This window comes from Mycolicibacterium palauense, from assembly GCF_002592005.1.
GTDB lineage: Bacteria > Actinomycetota > Actinomycetes > Mycobacteriales > Mycobacteriaceae > Mycobacterium > Mycobacterium palauense.
On sequence record NZ_NVQF01000003.1, the window covers coordinates 15,018 to 34,547 of the forward strand.

17 protein-coding genes are annotated in these 19,530 nt (G+C 70.4%); 10 read left to right on the forward strand and 7 right to left on the reverse strand.

The window, feature by feature from the left end:
• Positions 1-53: 53 nt before the first annotated feature.
• Positions 54-1,496 carry a xylulokinase gene (gene xylB / locus CSR00_RS01810; protein WP_099020694.1) on the reverse strand — a complete coding sequence of 481 codons (1,443 nt, stop codon included), beginning with the start codon at positions 1,494-1,496 and terminating at the stop codon, positions 54-56.
• A gap of 23 nt (positions 1,497-1,519) precedes the next feature.
• Positions 1,520-1,999: a bacterioferritin gene (bfr, locus tag CSR00_RS01815; protein ID WP_099020695.1), complete on the reverse strand. Its 480-nt coding sequence runs from the start codon at positions 1,997-1,999 to the stop codon at positions 1,520-1,522.
• Between the two features lie 233 nt (positions 2,000-2,232).
• On the opposite strand from bfr, the gene CSR00_RS01820 reads away from it, so the two are divergent.
• A complete protein-coding gene (locus tag CSR00_RS01820) occupies positions 2,233-2,406 on the forward strand; it encodes a (2Fe-2S)-binding protein (protein ID WP_099020696.1) in 174 nt (57 codons plus the stop codon).
• A 34-nt stretch (positions 2,407-2,440) separates the two neighbouring features.
• On the opposite strand, the gene CSR00_RS01825 is transcribed toward CSR00_RS01820, so the two are convergent.
• A complete protein-coding gene (locus tag CSR00_RS01825; RefSeq protein WP_099020697.1) occupies positions 2,441-3,193 on the reverse strand; it encodes an enoyl-CoA hydratase/isomerase family protein in 753 nt (250 codons plus the stop codon).
• Between the two features lie 27 nt (positions 3,194-3,220).
• Complete coding sequence (locus tag CSR00_RS01830) at positions 3,221-3,925, reverse strand: EthD domain-containing protein (protein ID WP_099020698.1); 705 nt, start codon at positions 3,923-3,925, stop codon at positions 3,221-3,223.
• A gap of 26 nt (positions 3,926-3,951) precedes the next feature.
• Between CSR00_RS01830 and CSR00_RS01835 the strand changes: the two genes are divergently transcribed.
• The 5 genes from CSR00_RS01835 (at position 3,952) to CSR00_RS01855 (ending at position 10,428) form a co-directional block, all read left to right on the forward strand.
• Positions 3,952-5,907, forward strand: a complete 1,956-nt coding sequence (locus CSR00_RS01835) for an FUSC family protein (RefSeq protein WP_141564216.1) — start codon at positions 3,952-3,954, stop codon at positions 5,905-5,907.
• Positions 5,908-5,937: 30 nt separating this feature from the next.
• Positions 5,938-6,585 carry a GntR family transcriptional regulator gene (locus CSR00_RS01840; RefSeq protein WP_099020700.1) on the forward strand — a complete coding sequence of 216 codons (648 nt, stop codon included), beginning with the start codon at positions 5,938-5,940 and terminating at the stop codon, positions 6,583-6,585.
• Between the two features lie 110 nt (positions 6,586-6,695).
• Positions 6,696-8,123, forward strand: a complete 1,428-nt coding sequence (locus CSR00_RS01845; RefSeq protein ID WP_099020701.1) for an allophanate hydrolase — start codon at positions 6,696-6,698, stop codon at positions 8,121-8,123.
• Complete coding sequence (locus CSR00_RS01850; protein ID WP_099020702.1) at positions 8,120-8,821, forward strand: cysteine hydrolase family protein; 702 nt, start codon at positions 8,120-8,122, stop codon at positions 8,819-8,821. Before CSR00_RS01845 ends, CSR00_RS01850 begins: the two co-directional genes overlap by 4 nt.
• An 11-nt stretch (positions 8,822-8,832) precedes the next feature.
• Positions 8,833-10,428 carry a SulP family inorganic anion transporter gene (locus CSR00_RS01855; RefSeq protein WP_099020703.1) on the forward strand — a complete coding sequence of 532 codons (1,596 nt, stop codon included), beginning with the start codon at positions 8,833-8,835 and terminating at the stop codon, positions 10,426-10,428.
• A gap of 50 nt (positions 10,429-10,478) precedes the next feature.
• Here CSR00_RS01855 and CSR00_RS01860 read toward each other — a convergent pair whose 3' ends face one another.
• From CSR00_RS01860 to CSR00_RS01870, 3 genes are all read right to left on the reverse strand, one after another.
• Positions 10,479-11,351: an endonuclease domain-containing protein gene (locus CSR00_RS01860; protein ID WP_099020704.1), complete on the reverse strand. Its 873-nt coding sequence runs from the start codon at positions 11,349-11,351 to the stop codon at positions 10,479-10,481.
• 111 nt (positions 11,352-11,462) lie between these two features.
• Positions 11,463-13,292, reverse strand: a complete 1,830-nt coding sequence (locus CSR00_RS01865; RefSeq protein ID WP_141564217.1) for an ABC transporter ATP-binding protein — start codon at positions 13,290-13,292, stop codon at positions 11,463-11,465.
• A complete protein-coding gene (locus CSR00_RS01870) occupies positions 13,289-15,073 on the reverse strand; it encodes an ABC transporter ATP-binding protein (protein ID WP_099020706.1) in 1,785 nt (594 codons plus the stop codon). The genes CSR00_RS01865 and CSR00_RS01870 overlap by 4 nt, the downstream gene beginning before the upstream one ends.
• A 272-nt stretch (positions 15,074-15,345) precedes the next feature.
• Between CSR00_RS01870 and CSR00_RS01875 the strand changes: the two genes are divergently transcribed.
• Genes CSR00_RS01875 through CSR00_RS01890 form a run of 4 tightly spaced genes read left to right on the forward strand, consistent with a single transcriptional unit; the run spans position 15,346 to position 19,502 of the window.
• Positions 15,346-17,028: a tetratricopeptide repeat protein gene (locus CSR00_RS01875; RefSeq protein WP_099020707.1), complete on the forward strand. Its 1,683-nt coding sequence runs from the start codon at positions 15,346-15,348 to the stop codon at positions 17,026-17,028.
• On the forward strand, positions 17,016-17,750 hold the full coding sequence (locus tag CSR00_RS01880; RefSeq protein WP_245905780.1) for a rhomboid-like protein: 735 nt from the start codon (positions 17,016-17,018) through the stop codon (positions 17,748-17,750). Before CSR00_RS01875 ends, CSR00_RS01880 begins: the two co-directional genes overlap by 13 nt.
• Positions 17,674-18,153, forward strand: a complete 480-nt coding sequence (locus tag CSR00_RS01885; RefSeq protein ID WP_099020708.1) for a nucleoside deaminase — start codon at positions 17,674-17,676, stop codon at positions 18,151-18,153. The genes CSR00_RS01880 and CSR00_RS01885 overlap by 77 nt, the downstream gene beginning before the upstream one ends.
• The gene (locus CSR00_RS01890) at positions 18,150-19,502 is read left to right on the forward strand and encodes an alpha-amylase family protein (RefSeq protein ID WP_099020709.1); all 1,353 of its coding nucleotides are present in this window, start codon (positions 18,150-18,152) and stop codon (positions 19,500-19,502) included. Before CSR00_RS01885 ends, CSR00_RS01890 begins: the two co-directional genes overlap by 4 nt.
• The last annotated feature ends 28 nt before the right edge of the window (positions 19,503-19,530 follow it).

Sequence of the window (19,530 nt, forward strand, 5' to 3'; positions counted from 1 at the left end):
GTTAGCTCAGCTATTCAGTTGCGTCGGCCACACCGGTGTCCGGTGCGGTCGCGTCAGACCAGAACGACCTTCGAGGACTGCCCCAGCGTGAGTCGCGCCGCCTCGCGGTACTGCTGGTAGACCTGCGGGGTCGGGTCGGCGGTGAAGGTCTCGGTGTCACCCAGCGGCCACGCCGGTGGCGCTGGGGACCGGGCGAGCACCCAGGCGGCCTGCCGGGCCGCACCGCGGGCCACGTACTCCCCCGGTGTGGGAACGTCCACCGGCCGGCCCAACACCGCCGGTGCCAGCCGACGCACCGCCGCCGACCGCGCCCCACCGCCGATCAACAGCACCCGGTCGACCTCCACGCCCTGTTCGGCGATCTTGTCCAGGCAGTAGAGCATCGAGCAGAGCAGGCCCTCCACGGCGGCGCGGGCGACGTTGGCCGGGGTGAGATTGCTCGAGGTGGCCCCCTGCAGGGCGCCGCGGGCATCCGGCAGCAGCGGGGACCGTTCCCCGTCGAAGTAGGGCACCCACACCAGGCCGCCGGATCCCGCCGGCGCGGACATCGCCAGATCGGCGAACCGGTCGAAGTCGACGCCGAGCATCCCGGCGACCGCGGAGAGCACCGGGGCTCCGTTGAGGGTGCACACCAGGGGCAGCTGGCGGCCCGTCGCGTCGGCGAAGCCGGCCACGATGCCGTCGGGGTCGTGCGCGGCGGTCTCACCGACGGCGCTGATCACACCGGATGTGCCCAGTGACATGACCGCGTCCCCGGCGCCGGCGCCCAGGCCCAGCGCGGCGGCGGCATTGTCACCGGCACCCGGACCCAGCACGGCGCCACCGGCCGCCGAGCCTGCCGCCGAACCCCTCACCGAGCCTGCACTGTCGTGCGGGCCCAGCACCGCGGGCAGGGCCGGGCTGCGTCCCCGCAGCGCCATCGTCAGCAGATCGTGGTGGTAGGTGTCGGTGGCCGCGGAGAAGTAGCCGGTACCGCTGGCGTCGCTGCGGTCGGTGCGCAGGTCGTCGAGGCTCCGCGCGCCGCCCAGGCGCCAGGTCAGCCAGTCGTGGGGCAGGCAGACCGCCGCGGTCCGATCGGCGTTGCCGGGCTCGTTGTCGGCCAGCCAGCGCAGTTTGGTCACCGTGAACGACGCGACCGGCACGATCCCGACCCGGTCGGCCCAGCGGACCGGGCCGCCGAGCTCGTCGATGAGTTCCCGCGCGGTCCCCGCGGAACGGTTGTCGTTCCACAGCAGGGCGTCGCGCACCACCTCGCCGGCGGAATCCAGGCACACCATCCCGTGCTGCTGGGCACCCACCGACACCGCGGCCACGTCGTCCAGGCCGCCGGCGCCGTCGAGCGCGGAGGACAACGCCTGCCACCAGTGTTCCGGGTGCACCTCGGTGCCGCCGGGATGCGGGGCCGAGGCCGACCGCACGACGGTGCCGTCGTCCGCATCGCAGACGACGACCTTGCAGGACTGGGTGGAGGAATCGATACCGGCGACGAGTGTCACCGTGCCGATCCTAGTTCGGCCCCCTACTTCGGCGGTCTGGACACGCACTGGGCGGAGTAGAGCTCCTCGCCCAGCTTGTCCATCAGCTCCAGCTGCGTCTCCAGGTAGTCGATGTGCGACTCCTCGTCGGCGATGATGCCTTCGAGCAGGAACGCGCTGGTGCTGTCCTGCTTCTCGCGGCACATGATGACGCCCGGCTTGAGCCGCTGCACGACCTCGTATTCGATGGCCAGGTCGGCCTCGAACTGCTCGCGCAGCGTCTGGCCGACGCGCAGCGAGAACAACCGTTGGTAGTTGGGCAGGCCGTCGAGAAGCAGGATGCGGTCGGTGATCGCCTCGGCGTGGCGCATCTCGTCGAACGACTCCTCGCGGGTATGGGCGGCCAGCTCGGTGAACCCCCAGTTGTCCTGCATCTTCGAGTGCAGGAAGTACTGGTTGATGGCGGTCAGTTCGCTGGTGAGCTGCTCGTTGAGCAGTTTGAGGACATCGGGATCGCCTTGCACGTTCGCTCCTCGGGCTGACTGGTTGACCTGTCCGGTTCGGCACACCGGACGCGCAGAAAATACGGCGCCGACGGCGTGTTGGTTCGAACTTAGTGCACGAACCGGGCGTTGACGCGGCGAATTGCCGGTTGCCGCAAGGCTATTCCGGTGCAATTCCGGACAGGTCACCCTAAGCTAAGTGGCGGTGTCTTAGGTTAGACTCGGCTTATGATCGCGGGAAGTGGGCGGCGCTGATGTTCGTCTGCCTGTGCACCGGAGCCACCAGCCACGTCGTGGCCGACGTGGTGGCCCGCGGCGCCTGCACCTCCCGCGAGGTCGCGGCGGCCTGCGGGGCCGGCACCGACTGCGGGCGCTGCCGCGCCACCGTGCGCCGCATCATCGCCGAATCGGCCGCGGTCCCCAGCTAGCGGTACTCGGCGGGGAGGCGGGCCGGCCGCTCCCTCAGCTCTTCCGGTTGAAGTCGGCCAGTGCGGCCGCGTTGGCCGCGGCGCCCATCAGTTCGGCGAAGAACGCGTTCTCCCGGGAGCGGGCGGCCTCGATCTCGGCCCGCAGCGGCGCCGTCATCGTGGCCTTGACCGCCATCAGGCTGGAGATCGGCCGCGAGGCCAGCACCTCGGCGTGCCGATACACCTCGGGCATCAGCTCCTCGGGCTCGCACACCCGGAACACCAGTCCCATGCGAGCGGCCTCGGTGGCGCCCACCCACTCCGAGGACATCAGCAGCCATGCCGCGTTCTGACGTCCCATCAGCTGCGGGAGCAGGTAGCTCGACGCCGCCTCCGGGGCCACCCCGAGGCTGGTGAACGGGCACTTCAGCTTGGCGGTGGTGGACATGAACGCCAGGTCGGCGAACCCCAGGATGGTCGCGCCGATGCCCAGCCCCACGCCGTTGACGGCGCAGATCAGTGGTTTCGGGAACGCGGTCAGTGCGTCGACGAGCCCCAGGAATCCGTGTTCGCCCGGGGTGAAGTCCGGGTCGGTGATCCGGGCCTGCATCTCGGCCAGATCGGTGCCCGCGCTGAACGCCCGCCCGGCCCCGGTCACCACCACCACGGCCACCTGTGGGTCCTCCGCGGCGCTGCGCAACGCGACGGTGGTCGCGTCGTAGAGCGCCTCGTTGAACGCGTTGAGTGCCTGGGGGCGGTCCAGGGTCAGTGTGCGCACCCCGTTGTGGTCGGCGATGGAAAGCGTCACGTCGGCAGCCTAAATCACCGGTCGCGATCACCGGTTGCCGGCGAACGGCGAGCGCAGGACGTAGCGACTGGTCGGCACGGTGTCGATGTTCTCGTTGGCGCCGAAGGCCGCCGTGCTGGCCACCATCGCGGCCATCCGCTCCCCCAGGTCCTCGTCGTCGACGGCCCCGAAGAACGCCCGCAGACTGCCCACCGCCTCGATCGGGAACAGCTCCTCGACGATCGCGTCCAGCGCCGGGGCGTCGGCGGTCAGGGGGCGCACCACCGCGTTCTGGACGTAGCCGAAGGTCGCCTGGGTGGCGATCGCCACCGGGGTGTGGTCGCGGTGCCAGCGGGTGCGCCAGGTCTCGGCGTCCAGCCCGGGCGGGCGGCGCAGCAGGGCGACATTGGCCAGCCCGCGCGTGCGTTGCCCGGGCTCGGTCCACGGCGGTGCCAGCGGAACCGACTCGGTCACCAGATAGCCCGACACGTCACGGCAGACGCCGCGCAGGCGGTCGATCGCCGCCGCCACGGCGGGCCCGTAGCACTGCTCGGTCCAGATGGTGACCAAGCCGGTCACCGGTGGGGCCAGGGTCGTCAGGGTCATCAGCGAGGCGCGCACCGCGTCGTCCTTGACGTTGACGGTCAGCCCGGGCAGATCCAGGTCGAGCAGCTCGGCGGCCACCGGGCCGCGCACCCGCGCACACCAGTCGTCGTCCTCGTCGCCACGCAGGGCCAGGATCACCTTCTCCATCCGCTGCAACCTACATAATGGCTGCCATGATGAGGGGTATCGCCCTGCGACCCTCGTGGCCCTATGTCTCCGAGGTGGCGCGCAGTCTGCTGGGGATTCTGCTCGCGGTGGCCGTCGCGCTGGAGTTCGGTTCCGGTGGCATGGCCGCGGCCGCCGGCGGAAGCGCGGCCATCTGCGGGGCCGTCGCGCTGCAGGACAGTCCGCGCCGCCGCCTGGCGGCCGTCAGCGGCGCCGCGGTGGTGCTGGCCGGGGCGGTGCTGCTCGGTGTCGTCGCGGGGGCCTATGCGCCGGCGCTGATCGTCGTGGTGGTGCTCTGGTGCGTGGCCGCCGGAATGGTCTGGGCGGTCAGCTCCAATGCCGGGCTGGTCGCCGCGGCCGGCGGGGCGCTGCTGGTGACCTGCGCGGCGGGACCGATCCCGGTGACCGAAGGGGCCTGGGCGGCGCTGCTGGCCCTGGGGGGCGGTCTGACCCAGCTGGTGTTCGTGGCGGCCTGGCCCCGTCAGGTCTGGCGTTCCCAGCGCGAGTCGTTGTCGCAGGGTTTCGCGCTGGTGGCCGCCGACGCGCGTGACCTGGCCGGCGATCCGGCTGCCTCCCCGAACCTGGGTCCGCTGATGGCGCTGCGGGACAAGCTGGCGCCCACCGAGCGGCAGGCCCGGCGCAGGCCGCCGGCACATCGTGGGCTCTACGCCCTGCCCGAACGAATCGCCATGACGCTGGATGCCCTGGGACCCGGCGCCGGCGACCCCCGCGTCCGCGAGTTGCTGGAGTCGGTCACGGTGGCCCTGGACGCGGTGGCCAGCGGCGATCGGGCCACCCGCGGGGCGGCCGACGCCGAACTGGACCGGGCCGGCGAGCTGCTGCCGGAGGTGCCCCCGGCGGCCGTCGAGCCCGCCGCCCGGCTGGTGGCTCAGGTCCGCGAGGCGGCCGCGCTGCGGTTCGCCGAGACCGTGCCGCCGGTGGGCTCGCTGCGTGCCGGGGCGGCCGCGGTGGCCGCGCAGCTGGCGTGGAGTTCGCCGATCATGCGCCACGCTTTGCGCCTGGGGCTGGCCGCCGGCACCGGCGTGGCGATCTCCGCGGTGGCGGGCCTGCAGCAGGGCTACTGGATCGTGCTCACCGTCATGATGGTGCTGCGGCCGGAGACCGCGCACACCTACACCCGGTGCGTCATCCGCGTTCTCGGCGGTGCCGCCGGGGTGACCGCGGCCACCGCGATCACCGTCCTGCTGCACCCCAGCGGCCTGGTCTCGGGACTGCTGGCCGCCCTGGCGGTCGCCGGAGCCTATGCGGTCTCCGGGCTCGGCTACGTGCCGTTGGCCGGTGCGCTGGCCGCGGCGATCGTCTTCCTGGTCGACATCGAGGGGGCGGCCCCCGCGGCCGCGCTACGGGAACGGCTGATCGCCGTCCTGCTCGGGGGCGCGCTGGCGGTGGCCGGACACGTGGTGTTGCCCGACCGCTCGCTGGTGCGGCTGCGGCAACGCGCCGGGGAGCTACTCAAAGCGGAAATCGACTATGCCGCAACGGTTGTCAAGGGTTTCGTACACCGGATCGACGATCCCGACGCCACCCTGACAGCGGCCTGGCAGCGCGCGATCCGCGCCCGGTCGGCGTTCGAGGCCGCCAGCGGCGGGCTGCGGACCGAGACCCCGCAGGTGCGCCACTGGCTCACCTCCTACCGGGCCGGGCTCAACGCCGTCACGGGGGCGTGTGCGTCGTTGGAGGCGCAGCTGCCAGAGGTCCGCCAGGAACACCTCGACCAGCGGTTCGTGGTGGCCGTCGACGACTACATCGACGCGCTGCGCGGTGCCCCGCCCTGCCCCGGGCAGGCCTGGAGCCTGGACACCGCCCATCTGACCGAGGCCGAGCAGCAGTTGCGCGACTCGGCGTCGCTGCTGGGCAAGCAGGACACCCCGCAGCGGGTGCTGGTCTCCGAGGTCGAGACCATCACCCGCCACCTGCTCTCGGTAGCTGCACAGACGCCCTGACACCGTGCGCTGGGCATAAGATGTGCCGCAATGTCAGCGCCCAGGGAACACGACCTTCCGGCGACGCTCGTCGAGCTCGCCGCGACCCGGTTGCGCGATGCGATCCTCAGTGGCGCACTGAAACCCGGCGAGAAGATCGTCGAGGAACAGTTGTGCGCGGATTTCGGCATCAGCCGGGCGCCCCTGCGTGAGGCGCTGCGCCTGCTGGCCCAGCAGGGCCTCGTCGAGCACCTGCCCCGCCGCGGTTCGCGCGTCGCGGAGTGGTCACCGCGCGACATTCTGCAGCTGTTCGAGCTGCGTTCGGTGCTCGAGCGTCACGCCATCGAGACGGCCCTGCCCCTGCACGACCCGCAGACCGCGCTGGCTCCGGTGCGCCGGGCGCTGGAGCGGATGCGCTCCGCCCGGGGCGACCTGGCGCGCGACGACGCCCACCGGGCCTTCCACGCGACCGTGGTGGCGCTGGCCGACAACCGGCAACTCGACATCGCCCTGGAGCCGATCCTGTTGAAACTGCAGCTGCCGATGGCGGTCAACCTGCGCCGGGAGGCGCGCGAACACCACGGCAGCGACGGCATCGACCGGCACCGGGCGATTCTGGCGGCGCTGGAGTCCAACGACGCCGAGGCCGTGATCGCGGCCATGCACCACCACGGTCAGTTCACCTATCTGCCCCTGTAACTAGGGGCCCGGCGATGTCGCCCGGGTGACCGGTGCCGACGGGGCACTGCTAACACAAACGACACACAACCGACCCGCGGGCGCCATTATTCTGTCGACAATCGACAGACATGGCATTGTTCGAGCAGTCCGGTTCCGGGCCCACCCCGGGCCCCTCGGTGGCCGAGATCCTGGCATCCCACGCCGCCGGTACCGGGTCCCCGACCAAGACCGCCGCCCGGGTGGCCGACGCGGTCGCCGCACGCGGTGACGACGGTACGTGGTTGTCGACGGTGCCGCGGGCCGATCTGCTGGCCGCGGCCCGCGAGATCGAGAACCGGCCCGGCGCACGCGCACTGCCGCTGTACGGGGTGCCGTTCGGGGTCAAGGACAGCATCGATGTCGCGGGCGTGCCGACCACCCTGTCGTGTCCCGACTACACCTACGTCGCCGAGCGGACCGCGACGGTGGTGCAGCGCCTGCTCGACGCCGGTGCGTTGTACGTCGGCAAGACGAACCTCGACCAGTTCGCGACCGGCCTGAACGGAACCAGGACGCCCTACACCGTGCCGCGCAGTGTATTCGGCGGCGGCCTCATCTCGGGCGGGTCGAGCTCCGGATCGGCGCTGGCGGTCGCCCTGGGGCAGGTGCCCTTCGCGGTGGCCACCGACACCGCGGGGTCGGGCCGGGTGCCGGCGGCGCTCAACGGGGTCGTCGGGTTCAAACCGTCGAGGGGGCTGGCCAGCACCGCCGGACTGGTACCGGCGTGCAAATCGCTGGACTGCATCTCGCTGATGGCCAGTTGTGTCGACGACGTCGACCGCGTCTTCGAGATCATCGCCGGACGCGACGACGCCGACCCCTGGTCACGCGACCGCGGACCGCGCCACGACGGCGCCGGCATTCGCGTCGGTCTGCCGCCGGCCGGCGACCTGGAGTTCTTCGGCGATGAGCCGATGCGGGCCGCGCACATGGGATTCCGGCGCCGACTGGAGTCCGCGCGGACGACCACCGAGGTCTCGCTGGCGCCCTTCCTGGCCGCCGGTGAGCTGCTCTACCAGGGCCCCTGGGTGGCCGAACGGCTCGTCGTCTTCGGTGACTTCCTGGCCGAGCACCCGGAATCCATCCACCCGGTGGTCCGCGACATTCTGCGCGGCGGCCTGAGGTACACCGCGGTCGACACCTTCGCCGCCCTGCAGCGCCTGCAGGAACTGCGCGCCGAGGTGAGCCGGCTGTGGGCCGAGGTCGACGTGCTGGTGGTGCCGACGATCGGCACCACGTTCACCGTCGAGGAGGTGCTGGAACGGCCCATCGAGTGCAACACGATGCTGGGCCACTACACCCACTTCGGCAACCTGCTCGACCTGCTCGGGGTGGCGGTGCCGCTGGGCACCACCACCGACGGCCGGCCCTTCGGCGCCACGGTGCTGGCCCCGGCCCTGTCCGACGACACCGCGCTGCAGCTGGCGGCCGCCATCCTCGACGAGCCGCGCGGGAGTGCGGCCGGGGCGAATGCCCAGACCCCCCCGGTGTCGGCAACCACGAAGGAGAACGCGTGACATCCACCGAGATCCCCGCCCGCCCGTCGCCGTTCACCCTCACCGCCGGGCGGACGGCCCTGATCGTCATCGACATGCAGCGAGATTTCCTGCTGCCCGGTGGATTCGGGGAGAGCCTGGGCAACGACGTCGGCCAGTTGCAGAAGGTGGTGGCCCCGCTGGCGTCGCTCATCGCGGCCGCACGCGAGGCCGGGCTGATGGTGATCCACACCCGGGAGGGCCACCAGGCCGACCTGTCGGACTGCCCGCCGGCCAAACTCAACCGGGGCGCACCCTCCCACCGCATCGGGGACCCCGGTGCCTTCGGGCGGATCCTGATCCGTGGCGAATACGGCCACGACATCGTCGACGAGCTCGCCCCGGTCGACGGCGAGGTGGTCATCGACAAACCGGGCAAGGGCGCCTTCTACGCCACCGGGTTGCAGGACATCCTCGACGGAGCCGGCATCACCCAGCTGCTGGTCACCGGCGTCACCACCGAGGTCTGCGTCCACACCACCACCCGGGAGGCCAACGACCGCGGTTACGAGTGCCTGGTCGTCTCCGATTGCGTCGGTTCCTACTTCCCCGAGTTCCAGCGCGTCGGCCTGGAGATGATCGCCGCCCAGGGCGGGATCTTCGGGTGGGTCGCCGACACCGCCGCCGTCATTCCCGCACTCGCCGAACTCGGCGCCGACACCCCCCTGCCCCGGGCCTGAGAGGAATACCCATGAGCACAGACGTCTCCGATCCCCCCGCCGGCCCTGAGGCCCGCGGCTCCGCGGCGGGGATCCCGTGGTGGACCCGCGGTGACCTGAACGCGTTCTTCGGCCTCGGGTTCAACATCCTGGTCAACGTGCTGACCCTGACGGCGCTGATGATCGGCGTCGTGGCGGTGCCGGCCGGCGACGTGCTCGGCACCGTGCTGCCCGCCCTGGGGGTCGCGCTGATCCTGGGCAACCTCTACTACACCTGGCTGGCACGGCGGCTGGCCAGACGCGAGAACCGCACCGACGTCACCGCGCTGCCCTACGGCCCGAGCGTGCCGCACATGTTCATCGTGGTGTTCGTCGTGATGCTGCCGGTGTATCTGACCACCCGGGATCCCCTGCAGGCGTGGTCCTCCGGTCTGGCGTGGGCCTTCATGATCGGCGTGATCGTGATGATCGGCGCGTTCGTCGGGCCTTACATCCGCAGGCTCACCCCCCGCGCGGCGATGCTGGGCACCCTGGCCGGGATCTCGATCACGTTCATCTCCATGCGCCCGGCCGCCCAGATGTGGGAGGCCGCCTGGATCGGCCTGCCCGTGCTCGCGATCATCCTGATCGGCTTCTTCACCGACGTGAAGCTGCCGTTCGGGATCCCGGTGGGCCTGGCCGCGCTGCTGGTGGGCACCGCGATCGGCTGGATCGGCGGTTTCATGTCGGCCCCGGACGTCGGCCAGGCCGTCTCCGACATCGCCATCGGGATTCCCGATCTGCGGCTGGATCTGCTGATCTCCGGGCTTTCGAACCTGGCCCCGCTGCTGGGCACCGCGATCCCGCTGGGCGTCTACAACTTCACCGAGGCGATGAGCAACGTGGAGAGCGCCGCGGCCGCCGGCGACAACTACAACCTGCGCAGCGTCCTGCTGGCCGACGGTGCCGGTGCGGTGATCGGCTCGGCGTTCGGATCCCCGTTCCCGCCCGCGGTCTACATCGGCCACCCCGGCTGGAAGGACGCCGGGGGTCGCGCCGGGTACTCGCTGGCCAGCGGCGCGGTCATCGGATTGTTCTGCTTCCTCGGGCTTTTCGGCGTGCTCGACGCGCTGCTGCCGGTTCCCGCGATCGTGCCGATTCTGCTCTACATCGGTCTGCTGATCGGCGCCCAGGCGTTCCAGGCGGTCCCCCGCCTGCACGCCGTCGCCGTGGTGGCCGCCCTGCTGCCCAACCTGGCCCAATGGGCCTCGGGGATGATCGACAACGCGCTCAACGCCGCGGGAACCTCGGCCGCCGACGTCGGGCTGGACGCGCTGAACGGGGCCGGGGTGGTCTACGAGGGCCTGCAGACCCTCGGCGAGGGAGCCGTGCTCGTCGGCCTGATCCTGGGCACCATGGTGACCTTCATCCTGGAGAAGAAGTTCCTCTACGCCGCACTCGCGTCGGCGGTTGGTGCGGTGCTGTCGTTCATCGGGCTGATCCACGCCCCGGAGGTGACCTGGGCGGCCAACCCGACGGTGGCGCTGGGTTACCTGCTGTTCGGCGCGGTCTGCGCGCTGTACTGGTTCCTGCCCGGGGCCAAGGACCCCGTCGTCGTCAACGAGGCCGACATCGTCGCCGGCCACTAGGAGCCCAGCCTGTAGTTGGCGCGCAGAACTGCGAGTACCCGCCTCGGCACCTACAGCCTCGGCGACGGGACACCGACACCGCCCCAGCCACGGGCGGTCAGGGCGCGAACCACCTGCTCCACGGTGTGCTCGTCGCGGTCCTCCTTGACCACGCGGATCACGGTCCAGCCCAGACTCGCCAGGACGGGCAGTACCCGCCGGTCCTTGAGGTACTGCGCACGGTTGGTCTGATGCTGTTCTCCGTCGTACTCGGCCGCGACCCGGTATTCCTCCCAACCCATGTCGAGGGTGCGCACCACTCGGCCCCGCCCGTCAAGGGCCGGGACCTGGGTCCTGGGCCGCGGGAGGCCGGCGTCGATGAACAGCAGCCGCAGCCGCGTCTCCTGCGGCGACTCGGCGCCACGGTCGACCAGCGGCAACACCTCTCGGAGCCGACGCAGCCCCCGGGCTCCGCGGTAGCGCTCCATCAGCATGGTGACCTCGTCGGGCCGAAATGCCGTGGCGCGTACCAACGCGTCCAACCGCGCCAGCGCCTCCCCGCGGGGAAGGTGGCGCCCGAGGTCGAAGGCGGTGCGCGCGGCCGTGGTCACCGAGATGCACGATCTCCTGGTGATCTCGTCGGCGCCGATGCGCTCGTCGCGGGCGATGATTCCCGCCGGCGGGCGGGTGTTGTTCCAGATCAGCTCGACATCGATACGGTCGTCGATCCAGTGCGAACCGTGCAGCGCCGCCGCAGCGAGGCCCGCGACGACGCCCCTGCGCCCGGAACGCATCCACGCCCCGTCGATATGGTCGACGCGCGTGACGGCCGTTCCCTTGGGTACGTAGACGTCGCGGTGCAGGCGGCGGTAGCCGACCCGGAGTTGGTGTTCGGTCAACGCCCCGGTGGCGAGGGCCTGACTGCCCACGATCAGGTTCCGCATCCGCGCATGCTGACAGGGCCCACCGACACGTCATCGAACCTGTCGTTGGCGCGGAGAAGTGCGAGTACCCGCCTCGACAACGACAGGTTCGGCGACGGTCCCGCGTGCGGATCAGGTGCTGACGAACCGCTGGGCCAGCTCGGCGGGATCGTCGCCGGGGCCCTTGCCCTTGAACTGGCTCATGTACAGCGCGTAGTAGAAGCCCTTGGCAGCCATCAGTTCCTCATGGCTGGCCATCTCGACGATCTCACCGCCGTTGAGCACCATGATGCGGCTGGAGTTGCGGATGGTGGCCAGCCGGTGCGCGATGGAGAAGCTGGTCTTGTTCTCCATGAGCCGGCGCATGCCGTCCTGGATCAGCTTCTCGGTGCGGGTGTCGACGTTGGAGGTGGCCTCGTCGAGGATCATCATCTTCGGGTTGGCCACCATCGCCCGGGCGATGGTGATCATCTGCCGCTGGCCCTGGCTGAGATTGGCGCCGCGTTCGGTCAGCATGGTGTCGTAGCCGTTGGGCAGGCCGAGGATGAAATCGTGGGCGTTGGCCTTCTTGGCCGCCTCGATCGCATCCTCTTCGGTGGCGTCCTCGCTGGCGTAGCGCAGGTTGTTCATCACGGTGTCGGTGAACAGGAACGCCTCCTGCAGCACGACGCCGATCTGCTTGCGCAGGCTGGCCTGGGTCAGCTTGGCCAGGTCCTGCCCGTCGATGAGGATCCGGCCCGAGTTGATCTCGTAGTACCGGGTCAGGATGTTGATCAGCGTGCTCTTGCCCGCGCCGGTCGGCCCGCAGATACCGATGTTCTCACCGGGGGCGACGTCGAAGGTGTTGTCGCGCAGCACCAGACTGTGCGGTACGTAGCCGAAGTCGACGTGCTCGAACTCGACTCGCCCGCCCTTGAACTCGTAGTCCTGAGCGTCCGGGGCATCGGCGATCTCGGGACGCTCGTCGATGAGCCGGAAGACCCGGTCGCCGCCGGCGGAGGCGTTCAGCGAGGTGGTGATCAGGTTGGCCATCTCGGCCAGCGGCGCCGAGAGCAGGGCGGCGTATCCGGCGAACGCGAGCACCGTGCCCAGGGTGGTGGTGCCCTCGATCACCAGGAAGGTACCGGCGACGAGCACCAGCACGGTCTGGATGAAGCTGACCGCCTGCGTGACGGGGAACTGCATCAGCGAGGCCATGAAGGCGCGCCGGCCGACGGTGTACACCCCGCCGACCTGCTGCTCGTTGCGCTGCCCCGCCCACGCGCCGCGGTTGTTGCTGATGATGACCTTGTAGCCGGACAGCGTCTCCTCCTGGAACGCGCTGACCTCCCCCAGGGTCTCCTGCAGCTTGTTGAACGCGGGCCCGGAGATCTGCGCGATCACGTAGGCGACGCCGAGCAGCAGCGGAATCGCCAGGATCGCGACGACGGCGAGCTGCCAGTTGAGCGCGAACATCACCACGACGATCATCAGGACCTGGATGTTGGCCCGCAGGATCTGGCTGAGCGCGGTGGTGTAGAAGAGCGAGATGACCTCGGCGTCGTTGGTGACGTTGCTGGACAGCTCGCCCGGGGTGTTCTTGAAGAAGAACCCCATCGACAGGGTCTGCACGTTGTCGAACAGGTCGGTCTGCACGCCGTAGAGCGCCCTGGCGGCCAGCCGGGAGAACATCCGGTCGGCGATGAAGCTGAACAGCAGATACACCGCGCCGCCGACCAGGCCGACGACCACCCAGTAGCCCAGCTCGTCGCGGCTGCCGCCGGAGGCGATGACGTTCATGCCCCGGCCGGTGGCGTAGGGAATGACGATCAGCCCGACCATCCCGATCACCATGCACCCGGCGGCCAGGGCGGTCTGCCACCGGTGCTGGCCGCCGACCATGCGGGCGATCAGCCGCACCAGGGCGGCGGGCTTGGGGACCGGCATCGGGGCAGCTGCGGGGTCTCTCGCCTCGGTGCTCACGATGTCCCCTCCAGGTCGAGGCCGGCGGTGACGCCGCCGCCGAGTTGGGATTCGTAGATCTCCCGGTACAGCTCGCTGGAGGCCAGCAGCTCGTCGTGGGTACCCTCGGCGACGATCTGGCCGTGCTCGAGCAGATAGATGTGGTCGAGGTCGATCAGGGCGCTGATCCGCTGGGCGACGTAGATGACCGTGGCACCCTGCATGAACTCGGGGATGGCCGCCTGGACCCGCCCCTCGGTGGAGACGTCCAGGGCGCTGGTGCTGTCGTCGAGGATCAACACCTGCGGCCGTGGTGTCAGCGCCCGTGCGATGCCGAGGCGCTGGCGTTGGCCGCCGGAGAAGTTGTAGCCGCGCCGGGCCACCTCGGCGTCCCACGTGTCGGGCAGGTTCGAGACGAAACCGTATGCGTCGGCCGCCTTGGCGGCGGCGAACATGAGGTCGTCCTCGGCGTCGGGGGCGCCGAACTTGAGATTGGCCCGCAGTTCGTCCTTGAACAGCACCGTCTCCTGCAACGCGATCCCGACGATCCGGCGCAGGTCGTCGAGGGGAATGTCGCGGACGTCGCGGCCGTCGATGGTGATCGCCCCCTCGGTGACGTCGTAGAACCGCGGGATCAGATTCACCAGGGCCGTCTTGCCGGCCCCGGTCGCGCCGAGGAAACCGATCTGCTGACCGGGCTCGATCGTGAGGTTGATGTTCTTCAGCGCCGGTGGGTCGAGGGTGCCGTCGGGCCGGCGGAAGGCGAAGGTGACGTCGTCGAACACCACCCTGCCGCGGGCCTGCTCGCGATCGGCCGGTTCCGCGGCATCGCGGTCGGTGATGGTGGGTTCGGTCAGGTAGGCCTCGATGATCCGGCCCGCGGAGACGTCGCCGCGCATCACCAGCGGCATCACCTGGGCCAGTAGCGCCAGCGGCGTGATGATCAGGCCCATGTACTGGGTGAAGGTGCTCACCTCGCCGACCGAGAGCCCCGCGTTGGCGAGCACGTTCTCCCCGCCGAACCACATCGCCAGCACGATCGCGAACTGGCCCAGGCCCGTCAGCAGCGGCGCCATGAACGCCACCCGCCACGCCGCCTGGTACTCGGGGCCGCGCAGGGCCTGCGCGCGCTGTTCGAACTTGGCCATCTCGTGGCGCTCCCGCACGAACGCCTTGACCACGCTCATCCCCGTGAGGTTCTCCTGGAACGTGTTGTTCAGCGCGTCGAGGGCGTGCTGGCGTTTCTGGTAGGCGCGGTCGATCGCCGGCACCAGGACCGCCATCACCGCGATCACCGCGACGATCACCACCACCACGATCCACACCAGATTGGGGGTGTTGATCACCGCCATCGCGATGGTGAGCAGCAGCAGGAACGGCGCCAGCGAGCCGAGCAGGATCGTGTAGAGCACGGCGTTCTGCACGTTGACCACGTCGGCGTTGAGACGCACCATCAGGGCGCTGGTCGGGCGGTGATCGAAATTCTCGAACGAGTACCTCTGAATCTTGGTGAACAGTTCCCGCCGCAGGTAGTAGGCCACGCCCTGGGAGAAGAACACCGCCTGTGACCCGGCGACGGCCATCGCCACGCCCATGGCCACGGTGAGCACGAGCATCCAGATCCCGACGTTGAGCGCGGCCTCGGCGTTACGGGCCACCATGCCCTGGTCGACGAGTTGCTTGATCAACGAGGCGTAGGCGACGATGCAGATCGCGGCCACCAGCATGGCGAGCTGCGAGATCGCGAATCGCAACTTGTAGTCGCGGACCAGGCCGAAAATCTTGAAGATCGATGTCGGCATGGATTCGCCTCACCCCTGTCTGCTCTGCACCCCGGACGAAAAGACAGGCTAACCGGAAAACGCGCAATTGACGCGCCGGTTAGCTGATTCGGCTCCGCACGTTCGCACACGCGCGGCGCGACCGCCGATGGCCGGCAACGGACCGGTCGCGAAATCGCCACGCAGACTTCACCGCGCCGTTGCCGGGGCTGCGCGCTCCGGGACCGCTCGGGTGCCGCCGATGCCTCCCGCGGGATCTGCCGGTCGGGGTCCGGGTGGATTATTGTGCCTACATGGCGGTCGTACTCGATTCCACCGAACCGTATTTCGACCTCGGCAGCTACCGCCGGCCGGTGGAAACCCCGTCACCACAGGCACAGTCGTGGTTCGACCGCGGGCTCGTCTGGGCCTACGCCTTCAACCATGGGGAGGCGATCCGCTGTTTCGAGCGGGCACTGGAACTCGACCCCGAACTCGGCATCGCGCGCTGGGGCATCGCCTACGCGGTCGGCCCCAACTACAACAAGGCGTGGGACGCCTTCGATCCGGTGGACCTGGCCGCCTCGCTGGCGCGTGCCCGAATGGAACTCGGCCTGGCCGCGCAGTCCCGCGCCACCCCGGTGGAGCAGGGGCTGATCGCCGCGCTGACCGCCCGCTTCCCCACCGACGATCCCGACGACGCCGACGCGCTGGCCGCCGGGCACGACGCCTACGCCGATGCCATGGTCGAATTGGCGCGCGCGCACCCCGACGACGTCGACGTGCAGACGTTGGCCGCCGATGCGCTGGTCAACGTCACCGCCTGGGCGCTGTGGGACACCCGTACCGGTGAACCCGCACCCGGGTCGCGGGTGCTGGAGGCCAAGGAGATCCTGGATTCGGCGCTGGCCACCCCCGCGGGCCGAGCGCATCCGGGCCTGCTGCACATCTACATCCACACCATGGAGATGTCGGCGCATCCCGAGCGGGCGCTGCCCGCCGCGGACCTGCTGCGCGGGCTGGTCCCCGACGCCGGGCACCTGCAGCACATGCCGACCCACATCGATGTGCTCTGCGGCGACTACCGCAGCTCGGTGCAATCCAATCGTGCTGCCGTGCAAGCCGACCGGAAGTTCGTCGACGCCGAGGGGCCGCTGAATTTCTATTCGCTCTACCGCGCCCACGATCTGCACTTCGTCGTCTACTCCGCGATGTTCTCCGGTCAGTCCGCGGTCGCGCTGCACGCCGCCGACGAGCTCGCCGCCCAGCTCAGCGCCGAGCTGTTGTCGATCGAGTCGCCGCCGATGGCCGATTGGCTGGAGGCGTTCGTGCCGTTGCGGATCCACGTGCTGATCCGATTCGGCCGGTGGGACGAGCTGATCGCGGAACCCGTGCCGGCCGACCCGGTGCTCTACTGCACCACCGCCGCCACCGTGCACTACGGCCGCGGGGTGGCGCACGCGGCGAAAGGCAATATCGCCCAAGCCAACACGGAGCGCGAAGCGTTCCGCGCGGCCTACCGGGCGATCCCGGAGTCGCGATACCTGTTCAACAACACCAGCCGGGACATCCTGGCGGTCGGTGAAGCGATGCTCGACGGCGAGATCGCCTACCGGGAGGGCCGCATCGAGGAGGCGTTCGCCTCCCTGCGGGAGGCCATCGCCCGCGACGACGCGCTGCCCTACGACGAGCCGTGGGGCTGGATGCAGCCCACCCGCCACGCCTACGGCGCGCTGCTGCTGGAGCAGGGCCGCGTCGAGGAGGCCGCCCGGGTGTACGAGGCCGACCTCGGTCTGGACCCGACGCTGAGCCGGCCCTGCCAGCACCCGAACAACCTGTGGAGCCTGCACGGATACCGGGAGTGCCTGCAGCGCCTCGGGCGCGCCCCGGAGGCCACCATCATCGGCCGGCAGCTCGAGCTCGCCGCGGCGCGCGCCGACGTGCCCGTGGCCGCGTCGTGCGCCTGCCGGCTCGACGCGGCGCCGTGCTGCGACTGAGCGCTCTGCGCGGGGTCGCCGACCGGGCGGGTCGGTTCGTCACCGGAGCGCCCCTGACCTTCGGCTGGCTGGGGTTGTTGCTGGTGACCACGTTGATCCAGCACACGCTGACCGGACGGCAGCGCAGCGAGGTGCTCTGGCGTCAGTCGACGAACCTGCACCATCTGGCCGGCGACCCGCTGCGCGTTCTGCTCGACAGTCTGCTCTGGATCGACGGCTACTACTGGTGGCCCTACGCGCTGTTGTTCTGTGTGTTCCTGGCGCCGGCCGAGCACTGGCTGGGTGCCTGGCGCTGGCTGACGGTGGGGCTGTCGGCACACGTGATCGCCACCTATGTCGGGGAAGGCTTCCTGTACTGGCGGATCCAGCAGGCGTCGGCCTCGCCGGAGCTGTTCAACGCCCGCGACATCGGGGTCAGTTATTTCCTCGCGGGTATCGCCGGGGTGTTGACCTACGGGATCGTCGCGCCGTGGCGGTGGGTGTACCTGGGCCTGGCGTCGACGGCGGTGGTGGTCCCACTGCTCACGGACCCGGGCTTCACCCCGGTCGGTCACTGCTGTGCGTTACTGGTGGGGCTGGCGTGGTATCCGCTGACCCGGCGTCGACCCGCTCCGGGGTGGGACCCGGTGCGTAGACTCACCAGGCGTGGCGCTGACCGAGGAGGATCGCGATCGCCTGGCGCGGTGCGTCGCGCTGGCGAGGGAGGCCCTCGACGCCGGTGACGAGCCGTTCGGCTCGGTGCTCGTCGACGCCGACGGGCGGGTGCTCTTCGAAGACCGCAACCGGGTCGCCGGCGGCGATCACACCCGACACCCCGAGTTCGCGATCGCGCGGTGGGCGGCCGCCAACATGGCTCCGGTGCGCCGGGTCCGGGCCACCGTGTACACCTCCGGGGAACACTGTCCGATGTGTGCGGCGGCCCACGCCTGGGTGGGCCTGGGCCGGATCGCGTACGCCACCTCGGCGCAACAACTCTCCCGCTGGCTCGACGAATGGGGTGCACCGCCGGCCCCGGTGGCGGCCCTGCCCGTCACCACGGTCGCGCCCCGCGTCGTGACCGACGGTCCCGCACCGGAATTCGAGGCCGAGATGAAGTCGCTCTACGAGGCAAGGTTTCGCCCATGACCGAACCTGCCTGGGTGCGGCACGCCATCTGGTGGCACGTGTATCCGCTCGGATTCGTCGGCGCCTTCCCCGAGGCGGTGTCCTCGGTGCCGTCCGTGCCGCCGGGTCCCGGCGAGCACCGGTTGCGGCGCGTCACCGAGTGGCTGGATCACGCGCAGACGCTGGGTGCCTCGGGCCTGGCGCTGGGCCCGGTGTTCGCCTCCCGGACCCACGGATACGACACCACCGACCACTACCGGCTCGACCCGCGGCTGGGTGAGGACGGCGATTTCGACGATCTCGTCGCCGAGGCGCACCGGCGGGGGCTCAGAGTGCTCCTCGACGGCGTGTTCAACCATGTGGGCACCGACTTCCCCCGCTACCGGGCGGCCCTGGACGGGGACGCCGAGGCCGCGCACTGGTTCGTGCGTTCCGGCCGGACGCCGGGCGGGTTCCGCACCTTCGAGGGGCACGGCGAGCTGATCACGCTCAACCACCGCAATCCCGAGGTGGTCGACTACGTGGCCGCCGTGATGAGCCACTGGCTCGACCGGGGTGCCGACGGGTGGCGGCTGGACGCGGCTTACGCGGTGCCGGACCGGTTCTGGGCCGAGGTCCTGCCGAGCGTGCGCCGCGACCACCCCGACGCCTGGTTCGTCGGCGAGGTCATCCACGGCGACTACCCGGCCATGGTGGCCGCTTCCGGATACGACGCGGTCACCCAGTACGAGCTGTGGAAGGCGATCTGGAGCAGCATCAACGACGGCAACTTCCACGAACTGGACTGGGCGCTGCAACGCCACAACGGCTTCCTGGACAGCTTCGTTCCTCAGACGTTCATCGGTAACCACGACGTCACCCGCATCGCCAGCCGCCTCGATGATCACCGCCACGTCGCCCACGCGCTGGTGATCCTGCTGACCACCGGAGGGGTCCCCACGGTCTACGCCGGCGACGAGTTCGGCTTCACCGGTGTCAAGGAGGATCGCGCCGGCGGTGACGACGCGGTGCGCCCCGAATTCGGTGCTCCCCCGCTGCCCGTCGACGAGACGGGCGCGCAGATGTTCGCACTGCACCAGCACCTGATCGGGCTGCGTCGCCGCCACCCGTGGCTGCACACCGCGCGCACCGCGGCCCGCCGGCTGGAGAACCGGGGCTACGTGTACGAGGTCACCGAGCATCCCGCGGGGCCCGGGGCCGGCGCGCTGCTGGTGGCCCTCAACCTCGAGGACGACCCCATGCAGCTGGGGCCCGCGGACCTCGGGCACCGGCGTGCCCGGGTGCTGGCCGGGGCCGGCGCCCCGCCCGAGGACGTCGTCACCGGCACGGCGGTGCCCGCCCACGGGTGGCTGGTCCTGCAGCCGGAGTGAGCTCACCGGGCCGCCCGGTTTCGTTCGG